Here is a 15,723-nt window from a genome sequence, read left to right on the forward strand (position 1 = left end):
CGATCACCGTATCCGCTCTACGGGCGGCCACGCCGCACCGGGTGCCGGGGAGGCAGGCGGTGGAGGCGGACCTCGGCCAGCGCGCCGTCCACGACGACGGCGGTCATGTACGTGCAGTGCGGCTGGCGCCTGCGGTCGGTGGGCGAGCCGGGGTTGAGCAGGCGCAGGCCGCCCGGCGCCGTGCTGTCCCACGGGATGTGGCTGTGCCCGAACACCAGGACGTCCAGGTCGGGGAAGCGTTCCTCGCAGCGCCGTTCCCGGCCCTGGGCCGCGCCCGTCTCGTGGACGACGCCGAGGCGCAGGCCGCCGATGGTGGCGCGGGCGACCTCGGGGAGCCGGGCGCGCAGGGCGGGGCCGTCGTTGTTGCCGTACACCGCGAGCAGGCGGGCGGACCGGGCCTCCAGCAGGTCGAGGGTGGCCTCGTCCACCCAGTCGCCGGCGTGGACCACCACGTCGGCGGCCTCGACGGCGGCCAGCAGGTCGGGCGGCAGGTCCTTGGCGCGCTTGGGCAGGTGGGTGTCGGACGTGAGGAGGAGGCGTACGCCGGTGGTCGCGGTCACCCGTCAATGGTGCGGGTGGCGGGGCGCGAGGCCGAACCGGGCGCGCCACGACCCGGGGGCGGGGTGGGCGCGCCAGCCCCGGTCCCAGTGCGCCCGGCGCACCCGCGCCCGGGGGGCCGGGCCGCTGTCCGGGCCGGGGGCGTCCGGGGCGGTGCGGCTCGCGAGGGCCGTGAGGACCGCGGTGAGCGCGGCGACTTCGGTGGGGGTCGGTCGTCCGTGGACGATGCGGAGATGGAGGGACATCCACCCATGCTCGGCCGCGCGGTGGCGCCGGGGCATCCGCTGTTCCCCCGTCCGGGCGAACGCCGGGGCCTGGCATGTGCCCCTGTCCCGGTCGCGGCGCAATGGGCGGCGCTGGCGTGTCGCCCGGGCCTGTGCTGGGCGCGGGGCGGCGGCGGGCGCCGCGTCACGGGGCCTCGGGACGCCCGTGCGCGGGCGGGCCGGGTCGGTGGCCGCGCATCGCGGCGGCCGGGGAGGGTCACCGGTTCGACGTAACGGGCGGGTGCCTCTTCGGCGCGCGCGACGGTGGCCGGTCCCGGATGCTCTTGAGTGCAAACGCGACGAAAGGGCTTACCTCATGGCCACGTTGTGCAGACCGGCGATCTCCGTCCCCGAGCATGTGATCACCATGGAGGAGACACTCGACCTGGCGCGGACCATCCACGCGGACCACCCCCAGCTGGCACTCGCCCTGCGGCTGATGGAGAACACCGGCGTACAGAAGCGGCACCTGCTGCGGCCCATCGAGGAGACGCTGCGGCACGACGGCTTCGAGATACGGAACCGGATATACGAGACCGAGGCCAAGGCCCGGGTGCCCGCCGTCATCGAGCGGGCGCTGAAGGACGCGGACCTGCGCGCCCAGGACATCGACGTGATCATCTACGTGTCGTGCACGGGCTTCATGATGCCGTCGCTCACGGCGTGGCTGATCAACACCATGGGGTTCCGCGGGGACACCCGCCAGATCCCCATCGCGCAGCTGGGCTGCGCGGCGGGCGGTGCCGCGATCAACCGGGCGCACGACTTCTGCACCGCCTACCCGGAGGCGAACGCGCTGATCGTGGCCTGCGAGTTCTGCTCGCTGTGCTACCAGCCGACCGACCTGGGCGTCGGGAACCTGCTGTCGAACGGCCTGTTCGGCGACGGGATCGCCGCCGCGGTGATGCGGGGGGAGGGCGGTACGGGCGTGTCGCTGGAGCGCAACGGCTCCTACCTGGTGCCGGAGACGGAGGACTGGATCGCCTACGACGTACGCTCCACGGGCTTCCACTTCAAGCTCGACAAGCGGGTGCCGGGCACCATGGAGCCGCTGGCCCCGGCCCTCAAGGAGCTGGCGGGACAGCACGGGTGGGACGCGTCCGACCTGGACTTCTACATCATCCACGCGGGCGGGCCGAGGATCCTCGACGACCTCAGCACGTTCCTCGGGGTGCCCGCGGAGGCGTTCCGGTTCAGCCGTGCGACGCTCACCGAGTACGGCAACATCGCCAGCGCCGTCGTCCTGGACGCGCTGCGGCGGATGTTCGACGAGGGGAGCGCCCACCCCACCGCGCGGGGGCTGCTCGCGGGCTTCGGCCCGGGCATCACCGCCGAGATGTCGCTCGGCCGCTGGACCGTCTCCGACCGTGCGTCGGAGCGGCTCGGCACCCGGGTGATCAAGGAAGTGCCCGACCGAGTCCTGGTGGAGGAGTCCAGCCGTGTTGGATGAGACGACGGAGGCCGGGCTGCCGCACGTGCGCCACTGGCCCGCGCTCGACCTGTTCGGGGTGGAGTTCGACCCGGTGCTCGCGGAGCTGATGCGCGAGGGCCCCATCACCCGGATCAAGCTCCCCAACGGCGACGGCTGGGCGTGGCTGGTGACACGCTACGACGACGTCAGGGCGGTGACCAACGATCCGCGCTTCAGCCGCAAGCTGGTGGTGGAGAACGATGTCACCCGGCTGGCGCCGCACTTCATCCCGGTCGACGGGGCGGTGGGCTTCGAGGACCCGCCGGACCACACCCGGCTGCGCCGGGCGGTCGCTCCGGCCTTCACCTCGCGCGGGGTGGAGCGGCTGCGCGACCAGGCGCGGGCGGCGCTGGACGAGATGGTCGACGAGGTGCTGGAGGACGGGCCGCCGGCCGACTTCACCGAGCGGCTGCTGGCCCCGTTCCCGCTGGCCGTGGTGTGCGAGCTGATGGGCGTCCCCAGGATCGACCGTCCGCGGATGCACGAGTGGACGAACCTGATCCTGTCCTCCTCGCACGGCGCCGAGCGCAGCCAGCGGGCGAAGGAGGACATGTGCGCCTACTTCGCGGACCTGCTGAGCCAGCCCAGCGACGGTGACGGCAGCGACGACGACAGTGTCGTGGGGCTGCTGGGGACGGCCGTGGCCCATGGGGAGATCACCGCCTCGGAGGCGGTGGGGCTGGCGCTGCTGATCCAGATCGGCGGCGAGGCGGTCACCAACAACTGCGGCAACATGCTCTTCGTCCTGCTCACGCACCCCGAGCACATGGAGCGGATGCGGGCCGAGCCGGAGATCCGGCCGCGCGCCATCGACGAGCTGCTGCGGTTCATCCCGCACCGCAGCGCGGTGGGCCTGTCACGGATCGCGCTGGAGGACGTGACGGTGGCGGGGACGACCGTCCGGGCGGGCGAGGCGGTGTACGTCTCGTACCTGGCGGCCAACCGCGACCCGGACGTCTTCCCGTCCCCGGAGCGGCTGGACTTCGACCGGGCGCACAACCCGCATGTGGCGTTCGGCTACGGGCCCCACTTCTGCGTGGGCGCGCTGCTCGCCCGGATGGAGTCGGAGCTGCTGGTGGACGCCTTCCTGGACCGGTTCCCCGGGCTGCGGTTCGCCGTCCCGGTCGAGGAGGTCCCCTTCCGGCGGGGCGCGCTGATCCGGGGTCCGCAGGCGCTGCCCGTGACCTGGTGACGCCGCACCCGGGGGCGCCGGCCGGAATCCCGGCCGGCGCCCCCGAGCCGTTCCCGGCGCGCCCGAGCGGATCCCCGCGCCCCTGAGCCGCCGGGGGGAGGGCCGGCGGTTACACGGCGGCCGGGAAACGGTCCCAGACGCGGTGCCGGGCGAGAAGCTGGGTGACGCGGGACAGGACGCTCTCGCCGCCGTCCCCGGTCACCACACCGGGCGCCCCGGCCGGGACGCCCGCGGCCTCCAGCACCCGCTCGGCGCCCGCCCAGCCGCCGATGGCCTTGGCGTGGCGGAACGCCTCGGACACCATCAGCAGCAGGCGCGGGTCGAGGACCGGGTCGGACTGCCCGGCGTCGCCCGCCTTGGCGTCCCTGGCGCCGTACGCGTCGGCCCCGGGAGCCGGCACGCCGGCCAGGACCAGGGCGTCGAACTCGATGGAGCGGGCGGTGGCGAAGGTGCGCTGCACCGTGACGGGCTCGGCGCTCCCGGCACCGAGCTTTCCGCCCGCCGGGGCGATGACCAGCGGCACCATGCCCGCGTCGAGGACGGCCTGACGCAGGGTCCGTACGCCGTCGAGGTCGGCGCTGTCGTCCGCGACGATGCCGATGACGCGGCCGTCGGCGGGCCACTCCTGGCCGATCTGGGACAGCGCCGGGCTCGGCCGGACGTCGGCGAGCGCCTGGGTGGGTTCGGGCACGGGCAGGCCGAGGCCCTCGGCGACCCGGGCGCACAGCTCGGCGTCGATGAGGGCGAGCGCCCGGAGCTGGCGCTCCTTGATGGCGTTGTCGTAGCACTTGCCGAGTTCGAAGGTGTACGCGGTGATGATGTGCTCGCGCTCGACCGGCGTCATGCTCAGCCAGAACAGCCGGGGCTGGCTGAAGTGGTCGTCGTAGCTGGCGGGTGCCTCGCGGACCTTGCGCGCGGCGGGCAGCTCGACGGGGGTCTCGATGTACGCGCCCTCGGCCGCGCCGGCGAAGAAGGGGCAGCCGCCGTCGAGGGAGTTGGGCTTGTACGGGGCGACGCCGCTGTGGACGGCCTGCTGGTGGAAGCCGTCGCGGAGCATGTCGTTGACCGGGGCGTGCGGGCGGTTGATCGGGATCTGGTTGAAGTTGGGGCCCGCGAGCCGGGTGATCTGGGTGTCCAGGTACGAGAAGAGGCGTCCGGCGAGCAGCGGGTCGTCGGTGACGTCGATGCCGGGGACGAGGTGGCCGACGTGGAAGGCGACCTGCTCGGTCTCGGCGAAGAAGTTGCTGGGGTTGCGGTTGAGGGTGAGCAGTCCGATGGGCTGGACGGGGGCCAGCTCCTCCGGGACGATCTTCGTGGAGTCGAGCAGGTCGATGCCCTCGAAGGTCTGCTCGGGGTTGTCGGGGAACGTCTGGATGCCCAGCTCCCACTGCGGGTAGGCGCCCGCCTCGATCGCGTCGGCGAGGTCCCGGCGGTGGAAGTCCGGGTCGACACCGCCGGCGATCTGCGCCTCCTCCCACAGCTGGGAGTGGACGCCGAGCTTGGGCTTCCAGTGGAACTTGACCAGGGTGGTGGCGCCCTCCGCGTTGACGAGGCGGAAGGTGTGGACGCCGAAGCCCTCCATGGTGCGGTACGAGCGGGGGATGCCCCGGTCGGACATGTTCCACATGGTGTGGTGCTGGGCCTCCGTGTGCAGCGACACGAAGTCCCAGAAGGTGTCGTGGGCGCTCTGCGCCTGGGGGATCTCGCGGTCGGGGTGCGGCTTGCCCGCGTGGATCACGTCGGGGAACTTGATGGCGTCCTGGATGAAGAAGACCGGGATGTTGTTGCCGACGAGGTCGTAGACGCCCTCCTCGGTGTAGAACTTCACGGCGAAGCCCCGGGTGTCGCGGACGGTGTCGGCCGAGCCCCGGGAGCCGAGGACGGTGGAGAACCGTACGAAGACCGGGGTCTCGGCGCCCTTGCGGAGGAAGGCCGCCTTGGTGACGCCCTCGGCGGTGCCGTACGCCTGGAAGACGCCGTGGGCACCGGCGCCCCGGGCGTGCACGACGCGCTCCGGGATGCGCTCGTGGTCGAAGTGCATGATCTTCTCGCGCAGGTGGTGGTCCTGGAGGAGGACCGGTCCCCGGGGGCCCGCCTTGAGCGAGTGGTCGCTGTCGTGCAGCCGGGCGCCCTGGGCGGTGGTCAGGTACGGGCCGTCCTGGGCACGGGACTGCGGCGGGTTGCCGGTGTGGCGGCCGGTGGGCGAGTACGGCTGCGGCTCGCCCTGGTCCGGCTTGGGCGGCAGCGGACCCCGGGGCTCGGTCGGCTCCTCGACCGGGGCGGGCTCGGGGGCGGGGGCGCCGGGGATGCCCTCGGCCGGGCCGTCGCCCTGGAGGGCGTCGGTCAGCTTCTCGGCGGCGGCCTTCAGCGGATTGGGGTTGGGCATGGTTCCTCCGTGCTCGGGACTGGGACTCCTCAGCCATGACCGTCGCGGGAGGGGACGTAACGGATGGGCCGAAGACATCCGTCCATCGGCACACACCGCCGGAAGGCCCGTGAGCCGCCGGTCCGCGAAGGTCACGGCTGCGCTGGTACCCCCATGTCGTTGGCGAAACCACGTACTTTGGCCCGGTTCTCGCCCGGTTTTCGGCCCGGCTGTTGGCACAGGGTGGTTGCCGGCCCCGGTCAGCGCTCCAGCTCCCGGTGGGCGGTCTCGGGCAGCCGCAGGTAGACCGTGGCGGAGACCAGGCAGAGGGCCGAGACGTACCAGGGGAAGAGGCCGGGGTGGCCGGCCTGGGTGAACAGGGTGCCCACATAGGGCGCGGTGCCGCCGAAGAGCGCCACGGTCAGCGAGTAGGGGAAGCCGATGCCGGCGGCCCGCACGCGCGCGGGGAAGATCTCCGCGTTGACGGCGGCCGAGACGGAGGTGAAGCCGGTGAGCAGGACCATGCCGGCGCACTGCGCCAGGAGCAGGGAGCCGAAGGAGTCCACGGACCGCAGGAGGGGTACGCCGAGCAGCGCGAAGCCGATCCCGAAGAAGAGGAGCGGCGGCTTGCGGCCGTAACGGTCCGACAGCAGGCCGCCGACCGGCTGGAGCAGGGCGAAGAAGCCCAGCGAGAGGGTTCCGGCGAGGAGCGCGTCGGCCTTGCCGACGCCGGCGTTCAGCTCGGCGTAGGTGGGCAGGTAGGACGTCCAGGTGTAGTACGCGAGGGTGCCGCCGGCGGTGATGCCGCCGATCAGCAGCGAGGCGCGGGGGTGGTGGCGCAGCGCGTCGAAGAGGCCGGGGCGGCGGGTGCCGGCCTCTCCCCCGGCGGGCCGGCGCAGGGTCTCCTGGGCGCCGCGCCGGATCCAGAAGCCGACGAGGCTGAGGACCGCGCCGAGGACGAAGGGGACGCGCCACCCCCAGCCCTCCATCTGCCGCTCCCCCAGGCCGCCGACGAGCGCGGCGGCGACGCCGGAGGCGGCGAGCTGGCCGAGGGTGGTGGAGACGTACTGGAAGCTGGAGAACAGGCCCCGCCTGCCGGGCCCGGCCGACTCGACGAGGAAGGTGGTCGAGGCGGCGAACTCCCCGCCCACCGAGAGACCTTGCAGGAGCCGGGCGGTCACCAGCACCACCGGGGCGAGGATGCCGGCGGCGTCGTACGTCGGGGTCAGCCCGACCAGCAGGCTGCTGCCGCCCATGAGCAGGATGGTCACCGTGAGGGCGGCCCGCCTGCCGTGGCGGTCGGCGACGGCGCCCATCAGCAGTCCGCCGACGGGCCGCATGAAGAAGCCGACCGCGAAGACCGCGAAGGTGGACAGCAGCGGGACGAGCGAGTTCCCCGTGCCGGCGGGGAAGACCTGTGCGGCGATGTAGGTGGCGAGAAAGGTGTAGGCGTACCAGTCGTACCACTCGACGGCGTTGCCCACCGAGGCGGCGAGCAGCTGCCGGGCGGGGCGGCGGGTGACCGTGACGGGTGTTGTCTCTGCCTCTGTCATGATCACGGCCATCCCCGCCGGGGCCGCCCCCCACACCCGTCCCTGTGTTACGGCTCCGTGAGGGCCGGTTCCGGCACCCGCGGAGAGACCCCGGCGCGAATGGCGCCGGGGCCTCGGGATCCATGGCGGCCGGGAGCCGCCGGAGGGTGAAGGGGCGTCGGAGCCCCTGGGGTTGGAGGTGCGGTACTCGGATACGGCCGGTCGCGGTTCCCTGGGCGCGTACCGGCCCGGGGGTCACTCGAGTCCGGGTCCGGGGCCACCACGCGGGCGCGAGCGGCCGGAACGGCGGTTGGACACCGAGCGGTCGGACATCGAGCGGTCGGACATCGACACGGCGGCCATGGCCAGACCGAGCAGCAGTGCCACGGCACCGACGATGATGTTGTTGACCACGGTGCGGGTGGTGTCGACGTTGCCGGCGACGACCCACGGGGAGACGATCGTCCACGCGCCGATGGCGCACGCCGACCAGGCCATGGCGTGGGTCCGCTCGTACGCGGAGCCGAACCCGCCCATGCACAGGGCGTAGGCGACACCGGTGATCAGGTTGCACACGGCGAGGGCCGTGAAGCCGCTGAACCCGGCGATCCATGGCGAGGCGGCCAGGTAGAGGCCGGTGAGCAGGCCGAGGGTCTCGATCGCCTGGCCACGAGGAGTGCTGGTGACCCGTTCGAACCGAGACCGCATCTCGGCAAGATCGGGGTGTTGCTCGATGCTGGGGTGGGTGGTCATCGCGGGCCGCCTCCTGTAGAAGACTTTATCTGCCCTTTACGCCCCATATAACCCCCGAAGGGGCACTTCGGTCAATAGTCAACCAACCCCTTCTCGTCGCCCTGACGTTTAGTCGGGCGCTCGGGTGGCGCGACACTTCTCGGCCGGGCTTTCGTTGATCAGCAACGTCCATCGCCGACCGGAAGGGCAGACATGAAACTCCGCGCCACCGCCGCGACCATCGCCACGGCCACCGGCGTCCTGCTGGCCGCCGGAACCGTGACCGCCGGGACCGCGGCCGCGGGCTCCGCGCCCGCACGGGCCGCCGGACACGACACCGCTCACGCCCACGGCGGCGAGGCCGGAGACGGGAGCGGGGGCGGGGTCGGGAAGGGGGGCGGGTTGACGGCCGGTCAGGGCGGAGGTGAGGGCGGGGGCGTCGCGGTCGTGAAGAAGGACCGCCTGACGCCCACGTCCGTCGTCGACTACGTCCTGGACCCCGACGGGGCCTGAACGGCCGTCCCTTCGGGCGGGAGCATGCGCACCGGCTCGGTGCCCGCGTCATGGTGACGGAGCGCCCAGTTCTCCAGGGCGATGCGGCAGGCGTGGTCGAGGTGGCGCAGTCCGGAGAGGTCGAGCTCGACCGGCCGGTCCTGCGGGAGGCCCTCCAGCTCCCCCAGGATGCGCGGCAGCCGGAGGAAGGTCGCGTTGCCGGTGATCGAGGCGACGAGACGGCCTCCGGTGAGTTCCCTCACCTCTACGTGCAGATGGGACGTCTCCCAGGCGGTCTTGCACACCGCGAGCAGCAGACCCAGGAGCACGCCCTCGAACAGGTTGGTCACCAGGATGGCCACGGCGGTCACCACGAGGACGACGGCCTCGCCGCGGTGCTCGCGCCACAGCGGAACCAGGTCCTTGACCGGAACAAGCTTGGCACCGGCGTGCACCAGGACGCCCGCGAGCGCGGCGAGCGGGATGACGCCGATCGCCGCAGGCAGCAGCGCGGCGAAGAGCAGCAGCCAGGCACCGTGCAGAATGCGGGAGAGCGAAGTGCGGGCGCCGGCCTGGACGTTGGCCGCGCTGCGGACGATCACGGCCGTCATGGGCAGGGCACCGAGGGCGCCGCAGACGGTGTTGCCGACGCCCTGGGCCATCAGCTCCTTGTCGTAGTCGGTGCGGGGGCCGTCGTGCATCCGGTCGACGGCCGCCGCGCTGAACAGGCTCTCGGCGGACGCGATGAGCGTGAACGCGAGGACGGTACCGATCGCCGCGAGCGTGGCGAGCCCGCCGAAGTCCCCGAGGCCCGGGGGCTGGACGGCCTCGATGAGCCCCTGGACCTCGACCCGGGCGACGGGCAGGCCGAACAGGGCGGTCACCGCGGTGGCCAGGGCGACCGCCACGAGCTGCCCGGGGACGACCCGGACGCGGGCGGGGAGCCGGGGCCACAGGACCAGGAGGGCCACGGTGCCGGCGCCGACGAGGAAGGCCGTGAGCGCGGTGCCTCCGGAGAGCACCGTGCCGGCCAGGCCGGGCAGGCCCGCGAGCTTGCCGAGGCCGCCCGACGGCTGGTCGGTGTCGGCCATCGCGTACACCTGGCCGAGGACGAGCACCAGGCCGATGCCCGCGAGCATGCCCTGCACCACGGCGACGGAGATGGCGCGGAACCAGCGGCCGAAGCCCAGAGCCCCGAGCAGGAGTTGGAGCAGGCCGGATATGAGGACGATGGCGCCGAGCGCGGCGAGGCCGAACTCCTGGACGGCTTCGTACACGAGGACGGTCAGACCGGCGGCGGGGCCGCTGACCTGGAGCGAGCTGCCGGGCAGGGCGCCCACGACGAGGCCGCCGACGATGCCGGTGACCAGTCCCAGTTCGGCGGGTACGCCCGAGGCGACGGCCACGCCCACGCACAGGGGCAGGGCGACGAGGAAGACGACGAGCGACGCGAGTATGTCGCGGCGCAGCACGGAGGGGTTCTTCAGCTGCGAGAACATGAGGGTGGGTTCCTAGGGGTGCGGTCCGCCGCCCCGGGCGGGGCGGCGGACGGTCGACGGGTCCGGGTGGGCGCGCGGCTTCTCAGAGCGGCCCGAACCCGCCGTCCTGCTCCGGCCGGTACGCGCTGACCGCACCGGTGTCGACCTCGTAGTACCAGGCGTGGAGCGTCAGTTCGCCGCGCGGGAGCAGCTCCTGGACGGCGGGGTGGCCGCGGAGGGTGTCGAGCTGCGCCACGGCGTGGCGGCGCACCGCCTCGGCGAGGTCGGGCGTGTCCGGCGGCTCGGGTACGGCGTGGTCGAGCCAGCCGCGGACCGCCGGGAGCCCGGAGAGGTCCTCACCGCGGACGAGGGCGCCCACGGCACCGCACTGGGAGTGGCCGCACACGACGATGTCGCGGACGCCGAGGACACGCAGCGCGTACTCCACGGTGGCGGCCTCGGCGGTGGGCCGGCCCTCGTCGTAGCGGGGCACCGCGTTGCCCGCGGTGCGGAGTTCGAAGAGCTCGCCCGGGCGGGCGTCGGTGATGAGGGAGGGGATCACCCGCGAGTCGGAGCAGGTGATGAACAGCGCTTTCGGGGACTGCCCCGCGGCCAGACGGCGGAAGTCCTCCTGCCGCGCGGCGACGCGGGCGGGGAAGGCGCGGGCGTTGTCGATCAGGGATTTCATGGCGGCCTGCCTCCTGCGCCGCTGCGGCCGTGGGGGCCGGGGCGCGGTGTGGTCGGGTCAGTGTCGGACGTGCGTGTGGGGGGCTGACGGGCACCACGGGGTCTCCGCGGCGCTGTCGGATCTCGGCACCTGGGTGCGGTGCACCAAACGATCATGCATCACGGCAGCTTCGTCAACTTTGCCAGGACATTACCTGCGCGTGAAAGCTTCTTTTAAGTCGGCACGCCGACGCCGCCCGGCCGGATCATGTCGGTCCGTGTTGCCGCCATGTTTCGGCCGTGTTGAACGGCCCCCGCTCGCACATTTCTACGCATCGTGCACCTTTGAACCATTCCTGCCACGCCATAAGGCCCTGATGGGAGAAGGCGGCGCTCGGGCACTCGCAGCACTTCGGGACACCGTTTCGCGTCAGCGCTTGAATAACTGACCAAACTGAAAAGCATCGGTGAATGTGCGTCAACAGAGCGGCCCAGGCAATGTGTCTGCCGCACACCGAACCAAACGAAACCCATTCGAGCTGATAGGTCTTTTGTCATGCGGACACTGGTAAGGCGCGCCATCGTGTGCGGTCTGGCCACTGCGGCGGTCCTCGGACCGATGACCGTCACGGGGGCCGCCGCCGAGGCCGCCGCGCCCGCGCCGCGGCTGTACGCACCGTCGGCCCTGGTCCTCACGGTCGCCCAGGGCGAGGACGCCGCCACCGCGACCCCCCTGCGGGCCGTGACGCTGAGCTGCAGCCCGACGGCCGGGGGGACGCACCCGGCACCCGAGGAGGCGTGCGCCGAATTGCGTGCGGCCGAGGGTGAGTTCGACCGGCTGGGCGACGACACCCCCACGGTTCCGTGCGTCAAGATCTACCAGCCGGTGGTGGTCACCGCACAGGGCACCTGGGACGGCCGTCGTGTGAACTTCGAGCGCGTCTACGGCAATTCCTGCATGATGCAGGCCGAGGGCTCGGCCGTCTTCTCCTTCTGACGACCGTTCACGACCGCCCAGCGATCGCACTTGGGCGCGCGCTCCCCGGCGCCGGCTCCCGGCCGGCCGAGGCCCGCACGGCCGTACCACTGGCCGTGCGGGCCTCGGTGCGTCCGCTCGTTGGCGGGGGCGCGCTGGTCGGGGCGGCCGGGGCGGTCGGGGCGGTCGGGGCGGCCCAGGGCGGGTCAGCGGGAGCGGCCGCCGAGCGGACGCCGTCGTATACGATCCGCCGTCACATCCGGCCGGGGAGGGTGACCGGAGAGCGTGACCGGAGGTACGCGGTCAGCGGCCGGTGTCCCGCTCGTCGTCGGGGAGGTCGGCCTCGATGCGCTCCTTGCGCACCTCACCGCGTACGGTCTGCTCCTCGGTCACCTCGTCGGTACGCAGGCGCACCCGCTCGACGGGGGTCGTCTCGGTCTCCACCACCGGCCGCTCGGCGTGCAGCGTCACCTCGTGCTCGGCCTCGGTGATCTCCGGCCCGGACAGCGCGGCCTCGCGGTTGGCGTCCGTGATGGGCTCGCGCTCGACCACGACCTCCTCGTGCCGTACGGGAACGGTCTGCTGGACCTCCTCGGTGACGACGTACTTGCGCAGCCGGGCCCGGCCCGCCTCGCGCTGCTCGACGCCGACATGCAGCTGCTCCTCGGAGCGGGTCATCGCGTCGTCGGTGCGCGCGTCGTCGGCGCGGGCGTGCGCGTGGTCGTCCGCGTACCGGCCACCGCCCGTGGCTCCGGCGTCCTCGGCGGCGCCGCTCCGGCCCGCGGTTCCTGCGGCTCCGGCCGTTCCGGCTGTTCCGGCGGCGCCCGCCCAGGGGTCGCGGCCCTCGTCGGCGAGGCCGGCCCGGTCGTCCTGCTCCAGCGTGCCGTCCCAGCGGATGCCGTAGTACTCGTAGAGGCGCCTCTCCTCGACGGCGGACAGATGGCCGCCCGCGTCGACGTCGACGTGCGGGGCGTCCTTGACCTTGCCCTTGGGGTACGGGACCTCCACGTGGTCCTCGACGATGCTCGCCTCATGGATGGGCACGAACGATTCGCCGGAACCGAACAGCCCGGTCTTGACGGTGACCCAGTCGGGCTGGCCCGTCATGTCGTCCACGAAGACGTGCTTGGCCTCGCCGATCTTGTCGCCACTCGCGTCGTACACCGGGTGGTCGAGCACCTCCGGTATCTGTGCCTGGGTGATCATGCATCCTCCTCGGGTGCGGTCTCGGTTGTCGCTCGTTCGGGAGTCCCCCGGGTCCGGGTCACCTCACCCCTGGAAGGAAAACCTCTCCAATGCTGGCAAAAAGGGCATATTTGAGGAGTGAGGACGACACTCTGACGGATCACGCCCCCGCAGGAGAGCCGTGGATCTGGACACCATCACCGACGAGCTGTACGGGCTGCGCCCGGACCGCTTCACCGCCGCCCGGAACGCGCGCGCGGCCGAGGCCCGCAAGGACGGCGACCGGGCCCTGGCCAATGCCGTACGGGCGCTGCGCCGGCCCACCCTGGCGGCGTGGGTGAGCAACCTGCTCGTACGTGAACGGCCCGACGAGACCACGTCGCTGGCCGCCCTCGGCGAGGGCCTGCGCCGCGCCCACCACGAGCTGGACGGCGAGCGGCTGCGCGAGCTCAGCCGGAAGCAGCACGTCCTGGTGGCCGCGCTCGCCCGGCAGGCGCGGCAACTCGCGGCGGACGCCGGGCAGGAGGTCGGCGAGGACGTCCAGCACGAGGTCGAGGCGACCCTGCACGCGGTGCTGGCCGACCCCGCCGCGGCCGAGGAGTGGGCGACAGGCCGGCTGGTGAGGCCCCTGAGCGCCCCGGTGGGGTTCGCCGCGGCGCTCACGGACGTCCCGCCCCGTACGCACACGCCTTCTCCCGCACGGGGAAAGGCAGCTGAGGGATCGGGGCAACCCCCACGGAAGCGGGAGAGCGAGGGGAAACGGGAGAGCGAGCGGCGCGCGGCCGCGCTGCGCGAGAAGCTGCGTGAGGAGTTGCGGCACGCCGAGGAGGAGGCGGATCGCCGGGAGGAGGAGCGGGACCGGGCGGTGGCCGCCGGGGAGCGCGCCGAGGACGAGTCGCGGGAGGCGGCCCGGCGGGTGGAGCGGCTGAGCGGCGAGCTGAAGGAGGCCGAGCAGGCCCGGCGTACGGCGGACGAGGCGGTACGCACCGCGCGCCGGGAGGTCCGGGACGCCGAGCGGGCGGCGCGCGACGCCCGCCGCCGGGCCCGGGACGTGGCGGCGCGTACTGAGCGGGAGGCGGCGGGAGAGTAGAGGCGCGGCCGCCGGCGATTGGTGAGCGGCGGAGGGGTGGGGGCCCGGTCTACGGGCGGGGCGGGTCGGACGGGTCCAGCGGTGCGGCCGCCGGGGTGTGGCCCCGGCCCCCCAGGGCGGCCTGCATCCGGGTGAGCGCGCGGCGCAGGGGGCGGGTGGCACGCAGGGCCGCGCGTGCGGCGTTGGCACCGGGTGCGCCGTGGACACCGCCGCCCGGGTGGGCGCCGGCGGATGCGAGGTAGAGGCCCTCGACCGGGGTCTCCGGGCGGCCGGTGCCCGGCACGGGGCGGAAGAAGAGCTGCTGGTGCATGGCGGTGGTGCCGCCGTTGATGGCGCCGCCGTACAGGTTGGCGTTCATCGACTCCAGGGTCGGCGGTGCGAGGATCCGGCGGGCGCGCACGAGGGAGCGGAAGCCCGGTGCGAACCGTTCGACCTGCGCCTCGACGCGGTCGGCGAAGGCTTCGCGCTCGTGGTGGTCCCAGCTGCCGGTGATCTTGTCCTCGCCCGCGTCGGCCCGGACGCGGTGCGGCACATGGGTGTACGCCCAGGCCGACTCGGTGCCGGCCGGGGAGCGGGAGGCGTCGGCCGTGGTCATCTGCCCGAACAGCAGGAACGGCCGGTCGGGGACCTCGCGCATGGCGAGCTGTGCGGAAGACCGGGTGAGTTCGTCCAGACCGTTCGCGAGGTGCACGGTGCCCGCGCCGGCCGCAGGCTCCCCGGCCGTCCAGGGGACGGGGCCGGACAGTGCCCAGTCCACCTTGAAGGTGGCCCAGTCCCACTGGAAGCGGCGTACGTCGTCCAGCAGCCGGGGCGGCAGGTGCTGGGGGCCGACGAGGCCCCCGTACAGCGCGGGTACCGCGACGTCGGCGAGGACCGCCCGGTTGACCGGCACCGTCTCCCCCGACGCCGTACGGACGGCCACGGCCCGGCCGGCACGGACGACCACCTCGACGACCGGTTCGCCGCAGCGCACCACGCCGCCGCGCCGCCGCAGGCGCCGTACGAGGGCGGCGGTGAGCGCGCCCGCCCCGCCGACGGGCACGGGGAAACCGTGCGCCTGGCCGAGCATGGACATCAGCCAGCCGTAGCCGCCGCTGCCCGCCGCCTCGGGGGCCAGGTCGGCGTGCAGGGCGTTGCCCGCCAGCAGCAGCCGGCCCCCTTCGCCGTGGAACTCCTCCTCCGCGAGGCGCCGCACGGGCAGCGCCATCATGCGGGCCAGCCGCAGCCCGCCGGCGGCGCGCACCCGGGCGGCCAGCCGCGTCGCGGGCAGGACGGGCGGGAAGGGGGTGAACAGGGCGTCGATGATGTCGGCGCCGAGCTGGTCCCAGATGTCGCAGAGGTTGTCCCAGGCCAGGGCGTCGCCGGGGGCGAACGCCTCCAGGCCGGTCGCCGTGTCCGTCCGGCGCCGCCGCAGCACCGCGCAGCTCCCGTCGAGCAGGGGGTGGGCGAGCACGCTGGGGGCGTGGCTCCAGCGCAGGCCCTCCTCGTGCAGGGCGAGCCCGGCCAGGATCGGCGAGGCCGCGGCCAGCGGGTAGAAGGCGCTGAACACATCGGTGACGTAGTCCGGGTGGACGCCCCGGTCGCTGCGGACGGCCCCGCCGGGCTCGTCCTTGGCCTCCAGGACCTCCACCGACCAGCCGGCGTCGGCCAGCAGGTTGGCCGCCACCAGGCCGTTGGGGCCCGCGCCGATGACCACGGCGTCCGGCACGGTGTCGGGCGCCGC

Annotated in this window: 14 protein-coding genes; 5 read left to right on the forward strand and 9 right to left on the reverse strand. The window is 73.4% G+C overall.

Annotated elements, in window-relative coordinates:
* Positions 1 to 17: 17 nt before the first annotated feature.
* Both ACF08D_RS28285 and ACF08D_RS28290 read right to left on the reverse strand, forming a co-directional pair.
* Positions 18 to 560 carry a metallophosphoesterase family protein gene (locus tag ACF08D_RS28285; RefSeq protein WP_392226546.1) on the reverse strand — a complete coding sequence of 181 codons (543 nt, stop codon included), beginning with the start codon at positions 558 to 560 and terminating at the stop codon, positions 18 to 20.
* A gap of 3 nt (positions 561 to 563) precedes the next feature.
* Positions 564 to 803, reverse strand: a complete 240-nt coding sequence (locus ACF08D_RS28290) for an acyl-CoA carboxylase subunit epsilon (RefSeq protein ID WP_392226548.1) — start codon at positions 801 to 803, stop codon at positions 564 to 566.
* Here ACF08D_RS28290 and ACF08D_RS28295 point away from each other — a divergent pair.
* A complete protein-coding gene (locus ACF08D_RS28295; protein WP_392226550.1) occupies positions 784 to 2,271 on the forward strand; it encodes a type III polyketide synthase in 1,488 nt (495 codons plus the stop codon). The genes ACF08D_RS28290 and ACF08D_RS28295 overlap by 20 nt on opposite strands.
* Positions 2,261 to 3,484: a cytochrome P450 gene (locus tag ACF08D_RS28300; RefSeq protein WP_392226551.1), complete on the forward strand. Its 1,224-nt coding sequence runs from the start codon at positions 2,261 to 2,263 to the stop codon at positions 3,482 to 3,484. Before ACF08D_RS28295 ends, ACF08D_RS28300 begins: the two co-directional genes overlap by 11 nt.
* A gap of 109 nt (positions 3,485 to 3,593) precedes the next feature.
* Here the strand turns inward: ACF08D_RS28300 and ACF08D_RS28305 are convergent, their stop codons facing one another.
* The 3 genes from ACF08D_RS28305 to ACF08D_RS28315 all read right to left on the reverse strand — a co-directional run bounded on the left by ACF08D_RS28305 (position 3,594) and on the right by ACF08D_RS28315 (position 8,134).
* On the reverse strand, positions 3,594 to 5,870 hold the full coding sequence (locus ACF08D_RS28305) for a catalase (protein ID WP_392226553.1): 2,277 nt from the start codon (positions 5,868 to 5,870) through the stop codon (positions 3,594 to 3,596).
* Positions 5,871 to 6,109: 239 nt separating this feature from the next.
* Complete coding sequence (locus tag ACF08D_RS28310) at positions 6,110 to 7,402, reverse strand: MFS transporter (protein ID WP_392226555.1); 1,293 nt, start codon at positions 7,400 to 7,402, stop codon at positions 6,110 to 6,112.
* Positions 7,403 to 7,636: 234 nt separating this feature from the next.
* Positions 7,637 to 8,134: an SPW repeat protein gene (locus tag ACF08D_RS28315; RefSeq protein WP_392226557.1), complete on the reverse strand. Its 498-nt coding sequence runs from the start codon at positions 8,132 to 8,134 to the stop codon at positions 7,637 to 7,639.
* Positions 8,135 to 8,326: 192 nt separating this feature from the next.
* Here ACF08D_RS28315 and ACF08D_RS28320 point away from each other — a divergent pair, with 192 nt between their 5' ends.
* Positions 8,327 to 8,626, forward strand: coding sequence for a hypothetical protein (locus ACF08D_RS28320; protein ID WP_392226559.1), 300 nt, complete (start codon positions 8,327 to 8,329; stop codon positions 8,624 to 8,626).
* On the opposite strand, the gene ACF08D_RS28325 is transcribed toward ACF08D_RS28320, so the two are convergent.
* Positions 8,599 to 10,104, reverse strand: coding sequence for a SulP family inorganic anion transporter (locus tag ACF08D_RS28325; RefSeq protein WP_392226560.1), 1,506 nt, complete (start codon positions 10,102 to 10,104; stop codon positions 8,599 to 8,601). The genes ACF08D_RS28320 and ACF08D_RS28325 overlap by 28 nt on opposite strands.
* Before the next feature lie 82 nt (positions 10,105 to 10,186).
* Complete coding sequence (locus ACF08D_RS28330) at positions 10,187 to 10,771, reverse strand: carbonic anhydrase (RefSeq protein ID WP_392226562.1); 585 nt, start codon at positions 10,769 to 10,771, stop codon at positions 10,187 to 10,189.
* Between the two features lie 534 nt (positions 10,772 to 11,305).
* Between ACF08D_RS28330 and ACF08D_RS28335 the strand changes: the two genes are divergently transcribed.
* Complete coding sequence (locus ACF08D_RS28335; RefSeq protein ID WP_392226564.1) at positions 11,306 to 11,746, forward strand: subtilase-type protease inhibitor; 441 nt, start codon at positions 11,306 to 11,308, stop codon at positions 11,744 to 11,746.
* Positions 11,747 to 12,028: 282 nt separating this feature from the next.
* Here the strand turns inward: ACF08D_RS28335 and ACF08D_RS28340 are convergent, their stop codons facing one another.
* Entirely contained in the window at positions 12,029 to 12,931 is a 903-nt protein-coding gene (locus ACF08D_RS28340; protein WP_392226566.1) for a DUF2382 domain-containing protein, read from the reverse strand.
* Between the two features lie 160 nt (positions 12,932 to 13,091).
* Between ACF08D_RS28340 and ACF08D_RS28345 the strand changes: the two genes are divergently transcribed.
* Positions 13,092 to 14,000, forward strand: coding sequence for a hypothetical protein (locus ACF08D_RS28345; RefSeq protein ID WP_392226567.1), 909 nt, complete (start codon positions 13,092 to 13,094; stop codon positions 13,998 to 14,000).
* A 49-nt stretch (positions 14,001 to 14,049) separates the two neighbouring features.
* Here ACF08D_RS28345 and ACF08D_RS28350 read toward each other — a convergent pair whose 3' ends face one another.
* The gene (locus ACF08D_RS28350; RefSeq protein ID WP_392227080.1) at positions 14,050 to 15,708 is read right to left on the reverse strand and encodes a phytoene desaturase family protein; all 1,659 of its coding nucleotides are present in this window, start codon (positions 15,706 to 15,708) and stop codon (positions 14,050 to 14,052) included.
* Between the last annotated feature and the right edge of the window lie 15 nt (positions 15,709 to 15,723).

Origin of the sequence: Streptomyces sp. NPDC015131 (genome assembly GCF_043079975.1) — a bacterium.
Lineage (GTDB): Bacteria > Actinomycetota > Actinomycetes > Streptomycetales > Streptomycetaceae > Streptomyces.

Excerpts from the sequence above, each read along its gene's own strand:
- ACF08D_RS28340 (WP_392226566.1), bottom strand. The coding sequence starts at position 12,931 with ATGATCACCCAGGCACAGATACCGGAGGTGCTCGACCACCCGGTGTAC.
- ACF08D_RS28310 (WP_392226555.1), bottom strand. The coding sequence starts at position 7,402 with ATGACAGAGGCAGAGACAACACCCGTCACGGTCACCCGCCGCCCCGCC.
- ACF08D_RS28325 (WP_392226560.1), bottom strand. The coding sequence starts at position 10,104 with ATGTTCTCGCAGCTGAAGAACCCCTCCGTGCTGCGCCGCGACATACTC.
- ACF08D_RS28330 (WP_392226562.1), bottom strand. The coding sequence starts at position 10,771 with ATGAAATCCCTGATCGACAACGCCCGCGCCTTCCCCGCCCGCGTCGCC.
- ACF08D_RS28295 (WP_392226550.1), top strand. The coding sequence starts at position 784 with ATGCGGAGATGGAGGGACATCCACCCATGCTCGGCCGCGCGGTGGCGC.
- ACF08D_RS28305 (WP_392226553.1), bottom strand. The coding sequence starts at position 5,870 with ATGCCCAACCCCAATCCGCTGAAGGCCGCCGCCGAGAAGCTGACCGAC.
- ACF08D_RS28320 (WP_392226559.1), top strand. The coding sequence starts at position 8,327 with ATGAAACTCCGCGCCACCGCCGCGACCATCGCCACGGCCACCGGCGTC.
- ACF08D_RS28315 (WP_392226557.1), bottom strand. The coding sequence starts at position 8,134 with ATGACCACCCACCCCAGCATCGAGCAACACCCCGATCTTGCCGAGATG.
- ACF08D_RS28335 (WP_392226564.1), top strand. The coding sequence starts at position 11,306 with ATGCGGACACTGGTAAGGCGCGCCATCGTGTGCGGTCTGGCCACTGCG.
- ACF08D_RS28290 (WP_392226548.1), bottom strand. The coding sequence starts at position 803 with ATGTCCCTCCATCTCCGCATCGTCCACGGACGACCGACCCCCACCGAA.